This is a genomic window from Ectobacillus ponti (genome assembly GCF_024294785.1).
GTDB lineage: Bacteria > Bacillota > Bacilli > Bacillales > Bacillaceae_G > Ectobacillus > Ectobacillus ponti.
Genome location: NZ_JANCLT010000001.1, coordinates 529,844 through 546,200, shown reverse-complemented (window position 1 = coordinate 546,200; position 16,357 = coordinate 529,844). Strand labels below are relative to the sequence as shown.

15 protein-coding genes and 1 other annotated feature (1 of these 16 only partly in view) are annotated in these 16,357 nt (G+C 52.2%); of the genes, 11 read left to right on the top strand and 4 right to left on the bottom strand.

Going from position 1 to position 16,357, the window contains the following annotated elements; translation table 11 throughout:
• Nucleotides 1–84 (top strand) — a binding site (T-box leader) (it extends 131 nt beyond the left edge of the window).
• A 44-nt stretch (nt 85–128) separates the two neighbouring features.
• Nucleotides 129–1,385, top strand: coding sequence for a tyrosine--tRNA ligase (gene tyrS, locus NK662_RS02815; protein ID WP_254757128.1), 1,257 nt, complete (start codon nt 129–131; stop codon nt 1,383–1,385).
• A 54-nt stretch (nt 1,386–1,439) separates the two neighbouring features.
• Nucleotides 1,440–2,147: a mechanosensitive ion channel family protein gene (locus NK662_RS02810; protein WP_254757126.1), complete on the top strand. Its 708-nt coding sequence runs from the start codon at nt 1,440–1,442 to the stop codon at nt 2,145–2,147.
• Nucleotides 2,148–2,190: 43 nt separating this feature from the next.
• On the opposite strand, the gene NK662_RS02805 is transcribed toward NK662_RS02810, so the two are convergent.
• Both NK662_RS02805 and rpsD read right to left on the bottom strand, forming a co-directional pair.
• Nucleotides 2,191–2,811 carry a YiiX/YebB-like N1pC/P60 family cysteine hydrolase gene (locus NK662_RS02805; RefSeq protein ID WP_254757124.1) on the bottom strand — a complete coding sequence of 207 codons (621 nt, stop codon included), beginning with the start codon at nt 2,809–2,811 and terminating at the stop codon, nt 2,191–2,193.
• A gap of 111 nt (nt 2,812–2,922) precedes the next feature.
• Nucleotides 2,923–3,525, bottom strand: coding sequence for a 30S ribosomal protein S4 (rpsD, locus tag NK662_RS02800; RefSeq protein ID WP_254757122.1), 603 nt, complete (start codon nt 3,523–3,525; stop codon nt 2,923–2,925).
• 356 nt (nt 3,526–3,881) lie between these two features.
• Between rpsD and megL the strand changes: the two genes are divergently transcribed.
• The gene (gene megL, locus NK662_RS02795) at nt 3,882–5,036 is read left to right on the top strand and encodes a methionine gamma-lyase (RefSeq protein ID WP_254757445.1); all 1,155 of its coding nucleotides are present in this window, start codon (nt 3,882–3,884) and stop codon (nt 5,034–5,036) included.
• A 27-nt stretch (nt 5,037–5,063) separates the two neighbouring features.
• Here the strand turns inward: megL and NK662_RS02790 are convergent, their stop codons facing one another.
• On the bottom strand, nt 5,064–5,543 hold the full coding sequence (locus tag NK662_RS02790) for a GAF domain-containing protein (RefSeq protein WP_368736046.1): 480 nt from the start codon (nt 5,541–5,543) through the stop codon (nt 5,064–5,066).
• A 125-nt stretch (nt 5,544–5,668) separates the two neighbouring features.
• Here NK662_RS02790 and refZ point away from each other — a divergent pair, with 125 nt between their 5' ends.
• The 7 genes from refZ to NK662_RS02755 all read left to right on the top strand — a co-directional run bounded on the left by refZ (nt 5,669) and on the right by NK662_RS02755 (nt 14,687).
• Nucleotides 5,669–6,310, top strand: a complete 642-nt coding sequence (gene refZ / locus NK662_RS02785; RefSeq protein WP_438503584.1) for a forespore capture DNA-binding protein RefZ — start codon at nt 5,669–5,671, stop codon at nt 6,308–6,310.
• Between the two features lie 235 nt (nt 6,311–6,545).
• Nucleotides 6,546–8,246, top strand: a complete 1,701-nt coding sequence (ezrA, locus tag NK662_RS02780; protein WP_254757119.1) for a septation ring formation regulator EzrA — start codon at nt 6,546–6,548, stop codon at nt 8,244–8,246.
• A gap of 291 nt (nt 8,247–8,537) precedes the next feature.
• Complete coding sequence (locus NK662_RS02775; RefSeq protein WP_254757117.1) at nt 8,538–9,689, top strand: cysteine desulfurase family protein; 1,152 nt, start codon at nt 8,538–8,540, stop codon at nt 9,687–9,689.
• The gene (gene thiI, locus NK662_RS02770; RefSeq protein ID WP_254757115.1) at nt 9,686–10,903 is read left to right on the top strand and encodes a tRNA uracil 4-sulfurtransferase ThiI; all 1,218 of its coding nucleotides are present in this window, start codon (nt 9,686–9,688) and stop codon (nt 10,901–10,903) included. The genes NK662_RS02775 and thiI overlap by 4 nt, the downstream gene beginning before the upstream one ends.
• Nucleotides 10,904–10,984: 81 nt before the next feature.
• Nucleotides 10,985–11,188, top strand: a complete 204-nt coding sequence (locus NK662_RS02765; RefSeq protein ID WP_254757113.1) for an alpha/beta-type small acid-soluble spore protein — start codon at nt 10,985–10,987, stop codon at nt 11,186–11,188.
• A 280-nt stretch (nt 11,189–11,468) separates the two neighbouring features.
• A complete protein-coding gene (mbcS, locus tag NK662_RS02760; protein WP_254757111.1) occupies nt 11,469–13,052 on the top strand; it encodes an acyl-CoA synthetase MbcS in 1,584 nt (527 codons plus the stop codon).
• 75 nt (nt 13,053–13,127) lie between these two features.
• Nucleotides 13,128–14,687: an amidohydrolase gene (locus NK662_RS02755; protein ID WP_254757109.1), complete on the top strand. Its 1,560-nt coding sequence runs from the start codon at nt 13,128–13,130 to the stop codon at nt 14,685–14,687.
• Nucleotides 14,688–14,728: 41 nt separating this feature from the next.
• Here the strand turns inward: NK662_RS02755 and NK662_RS02750 are convergent, their stop codons facing one another.
• A complete protein-coding gene (locus NK662_RS02750; RefSeq protein WP_254757107.1) occupies nt 14,729–15,532 on the bottom strand; it encodes an NAD kinase in 804 nt (267 codons plus the stop codon).
• A gap of 166 nt (nt 15,533–15,698) precedes the next feature.
• Between NK662_RS02750 and NK662_RS02745 the strand changes: the two genes are divergently transcribed.
• Nucleotides 15,699–16,349 carry a DUF2953 domain-containing protein gene (locus tag NK662_RS02745; RefSeq protein ID WP_254757105.1) on the top strand — a complete coding sequence of 217 codons (651 nt, stop codon included), beginning with the start codon at nt 15,699–15,701 and terminating at the stop codon, nt 16,347–16,349.
• Nucleotides 16,350–16,357: the final 8 nt, after the last annotated feature.

Sequence of the window (16,357 nt, the reverse complement as noted above, 5' to 3'; positions counted from 1 at the left end):
ACGGTGATGAGCCGTTATGAAAAATGAAGTGGTGGCCGCAATGGCCGCAACTAGGGTGGTACCGCGATTCCAATCGTCCCTTCTGCTACAGAAGGGACGTTTTTTATTTTGCAGAAGGAGTGAAACAGATGGATATTTTACAGGATCTGGAGTTTAGAGGGCTTATTAATCAGCAAACGGATGCAGAAGGCTTACAGGAGCTTTTAAAGAAAGAGGTTGTGAAGCTGTACTGCGGCTTTGATCCGACTGCGGACAGTCTGCATATCGGACACCTGCTGCCAATTTTGATTTTGCGCCGCTTCCAGCAGGCGGGGCATCAGCCCATTGCTCTTGTCGGCGGAGCAACCGGCCTCATCGGAGACCCGAGCGGCAAGAAAGCGGAGCGCCAGCTGAATGCAGCAGAAACAGTGGCGATGTTCAGCCAGCGCATTAAGGAGCAGTTGTCCCGCTTCCTGGACTTTGACCGTACAGAAAACCCTGCCATTGTTGCCAACAACTATGATTGGACCGGCCAGCTCGATCTGATCACGTTCCTGCGCGATATCGGCAAAAACTTTGGCCTGAACTATATGCTGGCAAAGGAATCTGTGTCTGCGCGCCTTGAAACCGGCATTTCCTTTACGGAGTTCAGCTACATGATTTTGCAATCCTACGACTTCCTGAAGCTGTACCAGACATACGGCTGCAAGCTGCAGGTGGGCGGCAGCGACCAGTGGGGCAACATTACAGCGGGCATGGAGCTGATCCGGAAAACAGAAGAGGATGCTAAGGCGTTCGGCTTGACTGTTCCGCTTGTGACAAAGTCTGACGGCACAAAGTTCGGCAAGACAGAAGGTGGCGCAGTATGGCTGGATGCTGACAAGACGACGCCTTATGAGTTCTACCAATTCTGGATCAACACAGATGACCGTGACGTGGTCAAGTACCTGAAATACTTCACGTTCCTGTCCCATGAGGAAATCAACGAGCTGGAGAAGCAAACACAGGAAGCACCGGAGCAGCGTGCGGCACAAAAGGCGCTGGCAGCCGAAATGGTGCAGCTGGTGCACGGCGAAGAAGCGCTGCAGCAGGCCATTAAGATTTCGGCAGCCCTGTTCAGCGGCTCTGTGGCCGACTTGTCTGCGGCTGAGATTCAGCAAGGCTTCAAGGATGTTCCGTCCTACACACATACAGGCGAGGACATTTCCCTGGTGGATCTGCTGGTCAACAGCAAAATTGTTTCCTCCAAGCGTCAGGCGCGTGAAGATGTGACGAATGGCGCGGTTTCCATCAATGGCGAGCGCATCCAGGACGTCAACTATGTGCTGACAACGGCAGACCGCATGGAAGGACAGTTCACCATCATCCGCCGCGGCAAAAAGAAATATTTCCTAATTAAATACTAAATACTAAAAGCGCAAGGCTTGCCTGCGCTTTTTTCTTTATAAGGGGGAGAGGAAATGGATTTGCAAAGCTGGTTCAGTCAGCACGTGTTCAGTCAAGCCAAGCTGGCAACGCTTGGCGGGGTGATCTTGAAAATCATTTTTATCTTTTTAATTGCACGCATGTTCCTGTACTTTGCCAAGCTGGCGATTGAAAAAACGTTTATCATCCGGTCCAAAACACCGATGCGCTACAGCGAGCGCCGGGAAGCGACACTGGCCAAGCTGTGCCAAAATATCCTTACATACACGGTGTACTTCGTGGCAATGGCAATGGCGCTGGAAGCAATGGGAATTCACATCGCGGCGCTGCTTGCCGGGGTCAGCATTGCGGGACTTGCGGTCGGCTTCGGGGCCCAGAATCTGGTGAAGGATGTTGTGACGGGTTTCTTCATTATATTTGAGGACCAGTTTTCCGTGGGGGACCAGGTAAAGATTAATGATATAGCAGGAACTGTAGAAGAGGTTGGGCTGCGCACAACCCGGATCAAGGCAGTGGATGGGGAAATCTATTTCTTTCCAAACAGCATGATTACCAAGGTGGCGAATTATACGCTGGGCGGGCGTGAACTGCCGCCGAAGGAAGAGAGTGCTGGTACAGCTGCACCGGCAGTTACACCGGCAGCTGTGCCTGCTGCCATTCCAGTGAAGCCTGCTGAGGACAAGCCGGCAGAAGCGGACGGGGAAAAGAGCGCCAAGGAAAGTGAAGAGCCGGCACGCGGATAAGAAGAAAGGTCCCTTGTGTAAGGGACCTTTTACTTTGAAAGAGTCAGCCAACGAGTTCAAATAGGGGCTGTACCTCCGGCAGAGCTGCTATGTCTTCCGGATACCAGAATCCATCCTTGTTCAATGGGATTTCAATACCGCCTGCCGCAAAGCACTCCGCAACATATTCTGAGCAAATATACTCCTGATTCTGCGAGGAGCGTCCAACCTTCATGGCAATGCGGGAGGCGATGGCAGCCAGCTGGTCCTTGTCATATTTACAATTTACGAGATCAATTGCCTGCTGAATGAGCTTCTCCACCTGCCGTGGCGGTAGAACGGCAAAGCCGGTGTGCCGGGCGATGTAGAGTCCGCCGTCATACTTTTGGCCGCTGTTCTCGTAATTATAAATATAGTGGTCGAGCGGAACAATCCGGACTCCATCACTTTCCACACTTTCAAAGAGCATGGGCCGTCCATGCCAGCAGGCAAGGAAGCCGACATGGCTGAACATGGAGCCTGAGAACAGCTTAATAATTTGGCTGATTGGATAATTTCCAGAGCAAAACAACAGGTCTCCTGTTTGCAGCTGGTTCACCATATCTGCATAACGCTCCTTCAAGCAGCTTGTGAATTTCTTGGCGCCGGCTGTATTCATAGCGGGCGGCAATGAAGAAAAGCTCATACAAACGCCTCCTTGTTGGATTGCATTCTTGTATGAACATATATGCGGCAAACAGAAAAAAAGACTGCCGGAAGGGTACAAGTGTACCAATCCAACAGTCTTTTTTGCCCATTAACGGGAATAGAATTCTACGATCAGAGCTTCGTTGATTTCAGCTGGCAATTCAGAACGCTCAGGCAGGCGAGTGAATGTAGCTTCCAGCTTGTCAGCATCGAAAGTCAGGTACTCAGGAACGAAGTTGTTCACTTCCAAAGCTTCCTTCACAACAGTCAGGTTGCGGGACTTGTCACGCAGGCTGATTGTTTGGCCTGGCTTTACGCGGAAGGACGGGATGTCCACGCGTACGCCGTCAACTGTAACGTGACCATGGTTCACCAGCTGGCGAGCTGCACGGCGAGTGCGGGCAAGACCCATGCGGTATACCAGGTTGTCAAGGCGGGATTCAAGCAGGATCATGAAGTTTTCACCATGCTTACCAACCATTTTGCCTGCAAGGTCAAACGTGCGGCGGAATTGACGCTCATTCACACCGAACATATGACGAAGCTTTTGCTTCTCTTGCAGCTGCAAACCGTATTCGGACAGCTTCTTACGCTGGCCTGGGCCGTGCTGGCCTGGTGCGTAAGGACGCTTTTCTAATTCTTTACCTGTGCCGCTCAGAGAGATTCCAAGACGACGGGACAGTTTCCAAGATGGACCTGTATAACGAGCCATGAATGACTCCTCCTCTATGTTTTTATTTTTTGTAAAATAAAAACCGACTGAGATTACGTCTTACGGGCATTTTGTTTTCATGCATCCTCGCTCCAGCAGCTTGGGTTACACGATGCACCTCCCAGAGAGGAACAAAATACGGTCATAAGCTTGTCTCATAGGCTGCATATTTTACACAAGGGCTATTATATCCCGGATAAAGCACGAAAGTCAAGGGTGTTTCCTTGACCATTTATGCAGGGAATACTTGGATGGCGGCAGGAGTTTTGGTTTTTATATGGAATAGAAGGAGTGCACCAGAAAGAAAGCGTTTACATAAACTGGAGGATGGAAAGATGGAGAGGAGTGTGGGGCAGATGGAGAAAAAAGAGATGGAAACCATGCTGATTCATGAAGGCTATAATTCCCATGAACACCGCGGCAGCCTGGCGCCGCCTTTGTTTCAAACGTCCACGTATACGTTCGGCACGGCAGAGCAGGGAGAACGCAGCTTTGCCGGCAGCGGGGAAGCATACATTTATTCCCGGTTGGGCAACCCAACGGTGGAGCTGTTTGAAAAGCGGACGGCAGCGCTCGAGGGGGGAGCTGCGGCATTGGCATTCGGCTCCGGCATGGCGGCAGTGTCGGCCGCTTTGCTGGCATTTTTGCAAGCCGGCGATCATGTTGTGTGCTCGAAAGGACTATATGGCTGCACATACGGCTTCCTGCAGCTGCTGGAGGAGAAATTCGGCATTGCCCATACGCTGTGCAACATGGAGACGGAAGCCGGCATTGAGGCTGCCTTGCGTCCGGAGACAAAAGTTATCTTTGTCGAAACGCCGATCAATCCGACAATGAAGCTGATTGATCTTGCTTTGGTGGCGCACACGGCCGGGAAGCATGGCATCAAGACGATTGTGGACAATACGTTCTGCTCCCCGTATCTGCAGCAGCCGCTGCTGCTTGGGTGCGATGTCGTGCTGCACAGCGCCACGAAATATATTGGCGGGCATGGGGATGTCATCGCTGGTGTGGTGGTGTGCCGGGAAGCAGAAACAGCAGCACTGCTGCAGCCGGTGCGAAAGGATGTTGGAGGCATTATGTCCCCGTTTGACGCTTGGCTTCTGCTGCGCGGGTTGAAGACACTGGCTGTACGAATGGACCGTCATTGCCAGAACGCAGAGAAGGTTGCAGCCTTTTTGCGGCAGCATCCGTTGGTGGAGCAGGTGTGGTATCCGGAGGATGAATTGGCCCATCGGCAAATGCGCAAGGGCGGCGGGGTTCTGGCGTTTACGGTGCGCGGCGGCAAAGAGGAGGCCCAGGCTGTCATGAACCGTCTTCGTCTGATTGCCATTGCTGTCAGTCTTGGCGATACCGAGACGCTCATCCAGCATCCGGCTACGATGACGCACGCGGTCGTTCCGCCGGAGGTGCGGCAGGAAATGGGGATTTACGAGAATATGCTGCGCTTATCCGTTGGGCTGGAAGCGGCAGATGATATCATTGCTGATTTGCGGCAAGCGATGGAGTGAAAAAAAGCCAGGGGCTCCCCTGGCTTTTTACATGGCTTGCAGCAGTATGTCCACGAGCTTCTCCAAATATTGCTGGTCGAGTTCATCAAAGCGATTTTTCAGTGGGCTGTCAATATCCAAAACCCCGATTACCTCGCCATTTTTCACTATCGGCACAACAATTTCGGAGTTGGAAGCCGCATCGCAGGCAATATGGCCCGGAAACAGATGCACATCCGGGACAAGCTGTGTTTCCTTCGTCGCTGCGGCTGTTCCGCATACGCCGCGGCCGAACGGGATGCGCACGCATGCCGGCAAGCCCTGGAACGGCCCGAGCACAAGCTGCGTTCCTTCCGTCAAATAAAAACCAACCCAGTTAATATCCTGTAAGAACTGGTTTAAGAGCGCGGAAGCATTGGCCAGGTTTGCAATTTGATTTGGCTCATCGGCAATGAGAGCCTGCAATTGCTTGAGCACCAGCCCGTAGTTTTCCTCGCGTGTACCAGTATAAGTGTCTGCATGAAACACGAAACGTCCCCCTTTATCACGAGATGTGTAAGATTATAGCAGAAAACACGGGATTTCCCGCCACTTTGTCGATAGAAAATTAAAGGAAATTGTCTTAAAAGTCAAGAAAGAAGAAGCAAAGGTCGATGAAAGGGTGGCGAGGCATGAAGGAATCCCGCACAAAGCAGAGCATTATCGACGCGGCAATTACATTGTTCAACACAAAAGGCTACGCCGGCACCTCCGTACGCGATATTGCCGGAAGAGCCAAAGTGAATGCGGCAAATATCTCCTACTATTTCACGAATAAGCAAGGCTTGCTGGAGTATATTGTGACACAGTTTCTGGATGGGTACATTCGTGTGCTGGAGCAGGTGCTGGCGCAGCATCTGACATCGCCGAAGGAGACTATGCTGCTGACAGTGCGCGCCCTGCTCCGCTACCAATCAGAAAACCGGTACCTGACCCGTTTCTTCTACAGGGAGATTTCCCTGGACAGCGTCCTGAACCGGGAATTGGTGCCGCTGTACTTGTCCAGGGAAAGGCAGTATTTTCAGGTATTGCTGCGGACAGGCATGGAAAGCGGCGAATTCCACAAGGTATCCTTCTCCGTATTCATGGTTCAACTCAAGGCCATGCTGCAGGCGCCGTATTTGCATACTCAGTATATCTCAGAAGTGCTGTACACCATTCCTTCGGATCCGCTGTTTCTGGGCGGCTACGCAAAAGAGGTGGAAAAGTGGCTGGAGCACACTCTTTTCCGCACTGCCGGACTCGTGCCATCATAAAACAGGGAGCTGACGCAGCTCCTTTTTTTATTTCTGTCCCGCCGATGCCCCGCTATATTCTCCGCTTGTCTATTTTCTGAAAAAAATATAAAATATGAGGTCAAAAAAAGTCGATTACATGGTATCATGAATACATTAACAATCCATTACAATACATTGAAAGTTGACTATATATGAAGCCTTCCATTTCAATGCGGAACGGGTCAATAAGAGAAAAGAGGAGGCCAACCGATACATGAATTCTTTGCTGACTATTGTCCTCATCGTTGTGGGCACTATTTTATTGCTGCTGATTGCACAGCTCATTATGAGGAGCCGTTTACATAAACAAGTAAAAAATATGCAGCGTTGGAAGCAGGAGATTGCCGGGCAGCCGGTGGCGGATGAGCTGACAAAGGTAAAAGAGCTGCAGATGACAGGACAGACAGAGGAGCTGTTTGAGAAATGGCGCCAGGAATGGGATGAACTGCTGAATACGGTCATGCCGGCCGCGGACGAAAAGCTGCGGTCCGCTGAAGTGTGCGTATCTCAGTTTTCCTTTGGCAAGGGCCGGATGGCCATGGAGGAGGCAGACTATGCGCTCCGGGGTGCGGAAGACAGAATCAACAGCATCTTGGATGAGCTGAAGCAGCTGTTGGAGAGCCGGAAGAAAAACTCTTCGGAAATTGAAGAGCTTCGCACTGCATACCGGGACTTAAAGCGCAACGTATTGGCACACCGCCACACCTTCAGCCTGGCTGAACAAAGGCTGGACCAGCTGTTGGATGAGCAGTCCCGCCGCTTTCAATTGTTTGATGAAGCAACAATGCAGGGAAATTATCTGGAGGCGCGCGAAATTGTGCTTGCGCTGGAGGAAAGCATGTCCTACTTGTATCAAGTCATACAAGAGGTTCCAGATTTGCAGGTGGAGTGCCAGGTGAATCTGCCTTCCCAGCTTGACGAACTGCAGCAGGGGTATGGAGAAATGCAGCAGCAAGGCTATGTGTTGGAGCATTTGGATTTCCAGGAGGATATTCAGCTGCTGCAGGATGAACTGCAGGAATGCCTGGGAGAAATCCGCGAACTCCAGATTGGAGCGGCACATGAGCGGCTGGAGCAGCTGAAGCTGCGTATGGACCGGCTGTACGATCAGCTGGAGCTGGAGGTCAAGTCCAAGCATTATGTGGAGAAGCAGGTGATCGTGCTGCATGACACCCTTGAGGACATCCGGCATGGAGCGGCGGAAACACGCGAGGAGACACAGTTTGTCAAGCAAAGCTATCAGCTCAGCGATAAAGACGTGGAAATGCAAAAGTATATTGAAAAGCAGCTTGGCGTCCTCATTAAGCGGTATGACATCCTGCAATTGCGCATCGCCGAGCAGGATGTGGCCTTCTCCGTCATTCGCGAGGAGATTGATGAAATCAGCCGCCAGATGAACCGTGTCAACGAAGCGCACCAGCAATATAAGGATATGCTGCAGACGCTGCGCCGTGAAGAGCTGCAGGCGCGGGAAGCCCTGCAAAGCATGCGGCAGGCAATCAAGGAGCTGAAGCGTGTGCTGCAGAAGTCAAACATTCCGGGCTTGCCTGCTGCCTTCGTGCAAAATCTGCAGATGGCTCAGGAGGCCATGCAGCGGGTGTACGAGCAGCTGGAGTTTAAGCCGTTGAATATGACTGCGGTCAACACCACGCTTGAGGAGGCGCTTCGCCTTGTCGGAGAAATCCAGAGGGAGACGGATATGCTGGTGGCCCGGGTGGCCCTGGCAGAGAAGTGCATCCAGTATGGAAACCGTTACCGCAGCCAAAATCAACAGGTGGCAGCTTCAATGGAGCGGGCCGAGCAGCTCTTCCGCCAGTATGAGTACCAAGCGGCGCTGGAGCAGGCCGCTGCAACGCTGGAGAGCCTGGAGCCCGGTGTTGTGCGGAAAATTGAGGAGTTTACAAGCATGGATTAAACAGCGGACCCCTTTTCATGAGGGGTTTGTTTTTTTGTGTAGGGCGGGAACCTCCCTTCGGATGGCTAAGCGGGCTGCCTCCGCTTTTCGATCATGTCCAGCTGCGGCAGCCAGCCATCTGCCAGGGAGAACCCCCGGCACAAAAAGGCAAAAAGCGCCTTTTCGGCCGGGGAACCTCCCTTCGGATGGCTAAGCGGGCTGCCTCCGCTTTTCAATGTATGCTTTGGAGGCGACAAATAAACTATATGTGTAGGTGCGGTTCGTGAGAGTTTGACAAGAGGGGGAGAGACTTTGATTTATTTCGATAACAGTGCAACGACCAGACCGTACCCGGAGGTCATAGAAACTTATACAACTGTGGCACAGCGGTATTTCGGCAATCCTTCTTCTTTGCATGGGATTGGGATGGAGGCGGAGCGCCTGCTCCAGCAGTCCCGCAGTCTGGTTGCCAGGCTGCTTGGGGTATTGCCCGGGGAAATTGTGTTTACATCCGGCGGCACAGAGGGCAACAATCTGGCGGTGAAGGGAACCGCTCTGCAATACCGCTCCCGGGGACGCCATATTATCACGACGAAAATCGAGCACGCTTCTGTGGCCCAGGCCTTTGAGCAGCTGGAGCAGTTGGACTTTGAAGTGACATATTTGCCCGTGGACCAGCGCGGCATCGTGTCTGTGGAAGCTGTGCAGCGTGCGATCCGTTCGGACACCATTCTCGTGTCCGTGATCCACGTCAATAGTGAAACAGGGGCTGTCCAGCCGGTGGAGGAGATCGGCAGGCTGCTCCGTGCCCATCCGAAGGTGCTGTTTCATGTGGACCATGTGCAGGGAATCGGCAAAGTGCCGTTGTCGCTTTCCGCCGGAGATATTGATTTATGCACGATGTCCGGGCATAAGTTCCACAGCGTCAAGGGAACCGGCATTTTATTTGTCCGGAGCGGTGTCCAGCTTGGACCGCTGTTGTCCGGCGGCCAGCAAGAGCATGCCTATCGCTCCGGTACCGAAAATTTGGCCGGCATTGTTGCGATGACAAAGGCGCTCCGCATGACATTGGAGAACCAGGATGCTAACATAAAGCACATGCGGCAGCTGCAGACAGAATTGTTTTGCTTCTTGCGGACCATACCAGAGGCTGTTCTCAACACAACACCGGAAGTCAGTGCGCCGCACATTGTGAATGTGTCGTTTCCGGGAGTGAAGCCTGAGGTGCTGGTGCATGCTTTGGAGGAGCATGGGATATACGTATCCACCAAGTCTGCCTGCTCCTCGAAGACGGGCGGCGCCAGCGGAATCCTGCTGGCGATGGGGCTGAATGAGCAGACTGCCGGCAGTGCCATCCGCATCAGCCTGTCAGCAGAAAATACGATGGAAGAAGTGCGGGAGTTTCAGCGTGCCCTCCGGCAGGTGCTCCCGAAATTATATGAAGTCACGAGGTTAAGAAAATGAAATATGATACAATTTTAATCCGCTATGGCGGCGAAATGACAACAAAGGGAAAAAACCGCAACCGGTTCACCGATATTTTGAAGGAAAATATTAAATATAAGCTGAAGAAGTTTCAGGCGCTGGAGTATGAGGTCACGCGGGACCGTATGTACATTAAGCTGAACGGCGAAGACCACGAGGCGGTGTCTGAAAGGTTGCTTGATATTTTTGGCATCCATAATTTCAGCCTGGCCATGAAGGTCGAAACAGACCTGGAAGCGATGAAGCGGGCGGCCTTGTCAGCCTTCCTGCAGGTGAAACGAAGAGTAAAAACCTTCAAGGTTTCCGTTCACCGTCCGTTCAAGCAATTCCCCATGGACACGAACCAGCTGAACCGGGAGATTGGCGCCCATATTTTGCGGAACACAGAGGATATCACCGTAGATGTCAGAACTCCTGATGTAAATGTACGGGTGGAAGTGCGTGAAGGGCATACCTATGTGATGTGCGAGGACCGTCCGGGAGCCGGCGGTTTGCCGGTTGGCATCGGCGGCAAGGTCATGCTGATGCTGTCCGGAGGAATCGACAGCCCGGTTGCCGGATACTTAACGATGAAGCGCGGGGTAACACTGGAGGCTGTTCATTTCCACAGTCCGCCATTTACAAGCGAACGGGCCAAGCAGAAGGTGGTGGATTTGGCGCAGGAGCTGACAAAGTACTGCCGCAAGGTGACATTGCATGTTGTTCCTTTTACGGAGCTTCAAAAGGCAATTCAAAAGCAGGTTCCTGATACGTATACCATGACTGTCATGCGCCGTATGATGCTGCAAATTGCCGAGCGCATCGCCGAGCAGCGCGGGGCCTTGGCAGTTGTCACGGGCGAAAGCCTGGGGCAGGTGGCCAGCCAGACGCTTGATAGCATGCATGCAATCAATGAGGTGACCAACTATCCGGTGCTGCGGCCGCTGATTACAATGGATAAGCTGGAGATTATGAAGATTGCCCATGATATTGGCACGTATACTACTTCCATTCAGCCGTATGAGGATTGCTGCACCATTTTCACGCCGCCAAACCCGACGACAAAGCCGAGCCGGCGCAAGGTCAACCGCTATGAAAGCTTCTTCGACTTTGAGCCATTGCTGGCTGAAGCAGTAGAGCAGACAGAGCGCATCCTGTTGAAGTGGGAAGAGAAGGAAGCACAAGTGGAGGAAGAATTCAAGGACCTGTTCTAATTTGGATTTAATTACCATAAAAGTTTCCGAATGAAGACATGTGGTTTTTCACACTCTATACTCACAAGGAGGTGAAATCACATGGCAAACAACAACACAAACCAACTAGTAGTACCAGGTGCAGAAAATGCACTGAGCCAAATGAAATATGAAATTGCACAAGAGTTTGGCGTACAGCTTGGAGCAGATACAACTGCACGCGCTAACGGTTCTGTAGGCGGCGAGATCACAAAGCGTCTCGTAGCGATGGCTGAACAACAACTGGGCGGCGGATTCAACCGCTAATTATAACTTGGCTGAGAGAGCGGGCCTTCTCCCCCGCTCTCTTTTTATTTGCGGGAAGCATGCTGTTGCTATTATCATATCCAGTTCCTGCTCGTAGGCGCCGTCATGTCCTCATTCGTCATAGAACTGCCACACTTTCCGTCCCCCCGCCACAAAACCTATCCTATTTTTGACTTCTCTGTCGAATTATAAGCGAATTTGTTTAAAGAAAGATTATTTTAAAAATATGAAAATTTCTTGTATGATGGGAGTGAGATGAGAGAGAAGAGGAGGATGGAATATGAAGCGTGAAGAGTTGATTGCACCTGAGCAGTATAACCTTGTGCAGGAGATAGAGAGATATGCGGCAGACCCGACTAAGCTGGCGGTCATCTGGCAAAGCGAGCAGGGGGAGCGAAAGCAGCTTACATATTTGGAGCTCATGAGCGGAGCCAACAGGATCGGCAACGCGTTTTTGAAGGAGGGCCTGCAGCCTGGCGATAAGGTGCTGATTATGGTGCCGCGCCTGGTGGAGGCTTATATGACATATGTGGGAGCCATTAAGGCTGGTCTAGTGGTCATACCAAGCTCGGAAATGCTCCGCAAGAAGGATATAGAATACCGTATCAGCCACGGGGAAGTGAAGGCTGTTGTCAGCTATGCGCCGTACCTCGAGCAGTTTGCCGGCATTGAAGCGATGGACAGGCTGCACCGCTTCGTCATCAGTGAAGAGCCGGTTGCGGGTTGGGTGAACTTATCGGAGAAGCTGCGCACAGAGAGCGACCTGCTGGAGCCTGCGCCTACAAAGCGTGATGATATGGTGTTCCTGTCCTACACTTCCGGTACAACCGGAAACCCAAAAGGTGTTGTCCACACACACGGCTGGGCGTACGCACACCTGCGCACAAGCGCGCCAAACTGGCTGGGCATCCAAGAGGGAGATGTAGTTTGGGCCACTGCGGGGCCTGGCTGGCAAAAGTGGATTTGGAGCCCGTTCCTGGCCACGCTTGGGTCCGGTGCAACGGGGTTTGTGTACCACGGCAAGTTTGAACCAAAGACATATTTGCAGCTGCTGAGTGACAACGGGATTAATGTGCTTTGCTGTACACCGACTGAATACCGGTTGATGGCGAAGGTGGAGCAACTGGAGCAGTACAATCTGTCCGCGCTGCACAGTGCTGTGTCCGCCGGTGAGCCGCTGAACCGGGGTGTCATTGACACATTCCAGAAATACTTCAATGTCACTGTGCGTGACGGCTACGGCCAGACAGAGAATACGCTGCTTGTCGGCGTCATGAAGGGCATGGAGCTCCGTCCGGGATCCATGGGCAAGCCGACTCCGGGAAACCAGGTTGAGATTGTGGATGAATTCGGCAATCCGGCACCAGCAGGAGAGGTGGGCGATATTGCCGTCCATGTCAGCACACCGGCCCTGTTCAAGCACTATTACAAGGATCCGGAGCGGACAGCCATGCAGTTCCGCGGGGACTACTACATCACTGGCGACAAAGCGAAGAAGGATGAAGACGGCTACTTCTGGTTTGAAGGACGCGGGGATGATATTATCATCAGCTCCGGCTATACCATTGGGCCGTTTGAGGTGGAAGATGCGCTTGTCAAGCACCCTTATGTCAAAGAGTGCGCGGTGGTTGGCAGCCCGGATGAGGTGAGAGGCCACATTGTAAAAGCCTTTATCGTGCTGAAGGACGAGGTACAGGCAGATGAGGCTTTAATTCCGGTGCTGCAGGAGCATGTCAAGACGCTGACAGCCCCGTACAAATATCCGCGCAAGATTGAGTTCGTGGGCGAGCTGCCAAAAACGACATCCGGCAAAATTCGCCGCATTGAATTGCGGCAGCGCGAGCAGGAGCTGGCGCGCCCGTAAGCAGGGCAAGCAGACAGGAATCCCTGTCTGCTTTTTCCATTTTCCGGTACAATAAAGAGTGAGGAGGGGATTTGTATGGGGATTTTGTATTATGGCGGCAGGGTCTATACGATGCGGCACGAAGGAGAGACTGCAGAAGCGGTTTTCGTGCAAGATGGCATCATTCAGGCGATTGGGAGCGAGACGGAGCTTCGCGGCCTGTATGAAATTACGGAGGAAGTACATTTGCGGGGCGGCATGATGCTTCCCGGCTTGGTGGACAGCCATATGCATTTGATTGGGCATGGCGAGCGGTTGATGCGCCTGGATTTGTCAGATTGCCGGTCCTATGAGGAAATGCTGGGACTTGTGCGTGAGCGTGCCGCGCAGCTGCAGCCAGGGGAATGGATACTGGGTGATGGATGGAACGAGAATGCCTTTTCTGATCGCAAGGACATTCATCGCCGCGATTTGGATGAGATTACGCAGGAACACCCTGTCCTGCTGAAGCGTGTATGCCGGCATGCTGCATTGGTCAACTCATACGTGCTGGAGAAAGCGGGGCTGCATACAGGTATATCCGACCCGAAAGGCGGCAAAGTTGGCAGAGGTCAGGATGGATTAACCGGCTTGTTATATGAGCAGGCGCAAGAGCTGATTGCCGCCATCGTTCCGGGGCCGGACGATGAGTATTTGCAAAAGGCTTTACATACAGCGATTACGGATTGCTGGAAGCATGGCCTGGTGGGATGCCATACGGAGGATTTGAATTATTATGGCGGCTTTGACCAGGTGCATCGTTCCTTCCGCCATGTCATCGCGGAGAAGCCATTTAAGGCGCACTTGCTGGTTCACCATGAGGTGGCGGAGGAGCGGGCAAATCACGAGGATACACACTATATTGAGTTTGGCGCCATGAAAGCTTTTGCGGACGGCTCCATCGGCGGCCGCACCGCGCTGTTGAGCGAGCCGTACAGCGACCAGCCGGATACGAACGGCGTGGCGGTGTTTGAACGGGACGAGCTGGCAGAAATTGTCGCGAAAGCGCGCCGTTTGGGGATGATGGTGGCCATCCATACCATTGGGGACTTGTCTTTTGAGTATATTCTGGATGCTATTGAACAGCATCCGCCGCAGCCGGGACAGCGCGACCGTATCATTCACTGCCAGATTTTGCGCGGGGATTTGGTGCAGCGGGCAAAGGGGCTTCCGGTGGTACTCGATATTCAGCCGGTATTTGTGACCTCGGATTTCCCGTCCGTGATTGAAAAGATAGGCCGGGAGCGGCTGCCGTATGCTTATGCATGGAAAACACTGTTAGAAGCGGGCTTTCTATGCGCCGGCGGGTCGGATGCGCCGGTTGAGCGGGTGAATCCGTTTCTTGGCATTTACGGTGCGGTAGCACGGAAGAGCTTCTTTGACGGAGAATGCTACGGGCCGGAGCAGCGGCTGACCATGTTTGAAGCAGTCCGGTTGTTTACATACGGCAGTGCCTGCGCCATCAGCCGGGAGCATAAGCGGGGCATGATTGCACCGGGCTATGAAGCAGATTTTACTGTGGTTGACCGTGATATATTCGCGATTGAACCTGAAGCAGTACAAGATACGCAGGTTTTGATGACAGTGATAGACGGTACGGCAGTGTATACATTGTAGCTTCCCGAAAAGAGAGGAGCCAAACGGCTCCTCTCTTCATGTTATAAAAAGGTGCGCTGCACTTTCTCCCAGAAAGAGTTGTGCTTGAGCTTGACGGTTTTGATGCGCCGGTCGCTCAGCTGAATAACAACCTGATGGATATGCTTAATGCTTAAAGCTTCATTATCCATACCCATCACAGGATAATCATTTCCATCCTGTATGACCTGCAGGGTCAGCTTCCGGTTATTGCTCAGGATAAACGGCACGCCCAGTGTGCGATATGTGTTGTTGTTCAGGGATGCTATTTCGCTGACCTGATAGCAGGGCAGGAATGGATCCACAACAGCGCCGCGCAAGGAGCGGTTGTAAGCCGTGCTGCCGGTCGGTGTCGACACCACAAGACCGTCGCCACGGAAGGTTTCGAAATACAAATCATCAATGAGAACATCGACAGCAATCGTTTTGATGATGCTTGAGCGCAATGAAAACTCATTCAAGCAGTAAAAGGCTGTATCCTGATCCACGGCGACATGGATAATCGGATAGCGCCGCACCTCGATTTCAGTGTTCGCAATCTCTGCCATCGCTTTTTCTCCCTCATCGATGTGGAAATCGCAATAAAAGGAGGATTCCTTCGCGGCGGCAACACCTGCGTACAAGCAATCATCGCGGAAGCCTGTTTTGCGGACAGCCTGCAGGAAGGTTGTATCATCTCCCACGCTGACAATGGCATTTGCATGCTTTGGATTGTCCAAAATGGTAAAGCCGCTTTTCTGGAGCGATGCGTAAATCGGCTGCATTTTCTCAAGCAGCGGCGAGTTCTTCTCATCGTAGAAGAAGTATAAATTGCGGCGGTCTGGCATGGTGAATTCCCCCTTATGTATAGGCATCTACTTTGCATACATTTCGACTTCTCCTGTCGAATCCCTGTTTCTATTTTAGAATAAAAAATGAAAGATATGGCAATATGCCCGTTTAATTCCCTTCTAATCCGGCGATAATGTTTACGGAATGAAAGGATGAGCGCGGATGAAAACGGTATGGATACTACTTCTCGTTCTTATTTTGCTTTGCTTACTCATTTTTATCACAAGGCTCTCGATTCGGGTGATGGCGGCTTATGCGCCTGGCGATGTGAGGCTGCATGTGCAAGTCCGCTTCTGGTTCATCCGCTATACGCTTGATGTCCCAGCGTTTTTGAAAAAACGGAAAGCGAAGCAGGCGGAAGGGAAGGCGGCGGAGAAAACGAAGGAGCAGGCAGAGAAAACAGACCGTTCTGTTTCAGAATGGCTTGAAAAATTACCCGAACTGATAAAAACGGCAGGCGACATACATACTATCATTAAGGGATTTCTTCGCAAGATCAAGGTGAAGAAATTCGAATGGATCACGCATTTCGGCACGGGAGATGCGGCGGCAACAGGCATTGCTTCCGGCGGCATCTGGTCTGTGAAAGGTATTGTTGCCGGCTTCTTGGCCAATTACATGCAGGTTGTCCGTGCCCCGGAGCTGCAGGTGCATCCTGTATTTCAGGGAAAAGTGACTGCCACGCAGCTCGACTGCACTGTATCATTTCAAATTGGCCAGGCTATGATTGCCGGATTGAAGCTATTTCGTTATATCCGTCGGCACCGTTCTGTGTTTGTAGCACAAACAGAAGAGGTGCAGCAGCATACATGAGGGAGGGA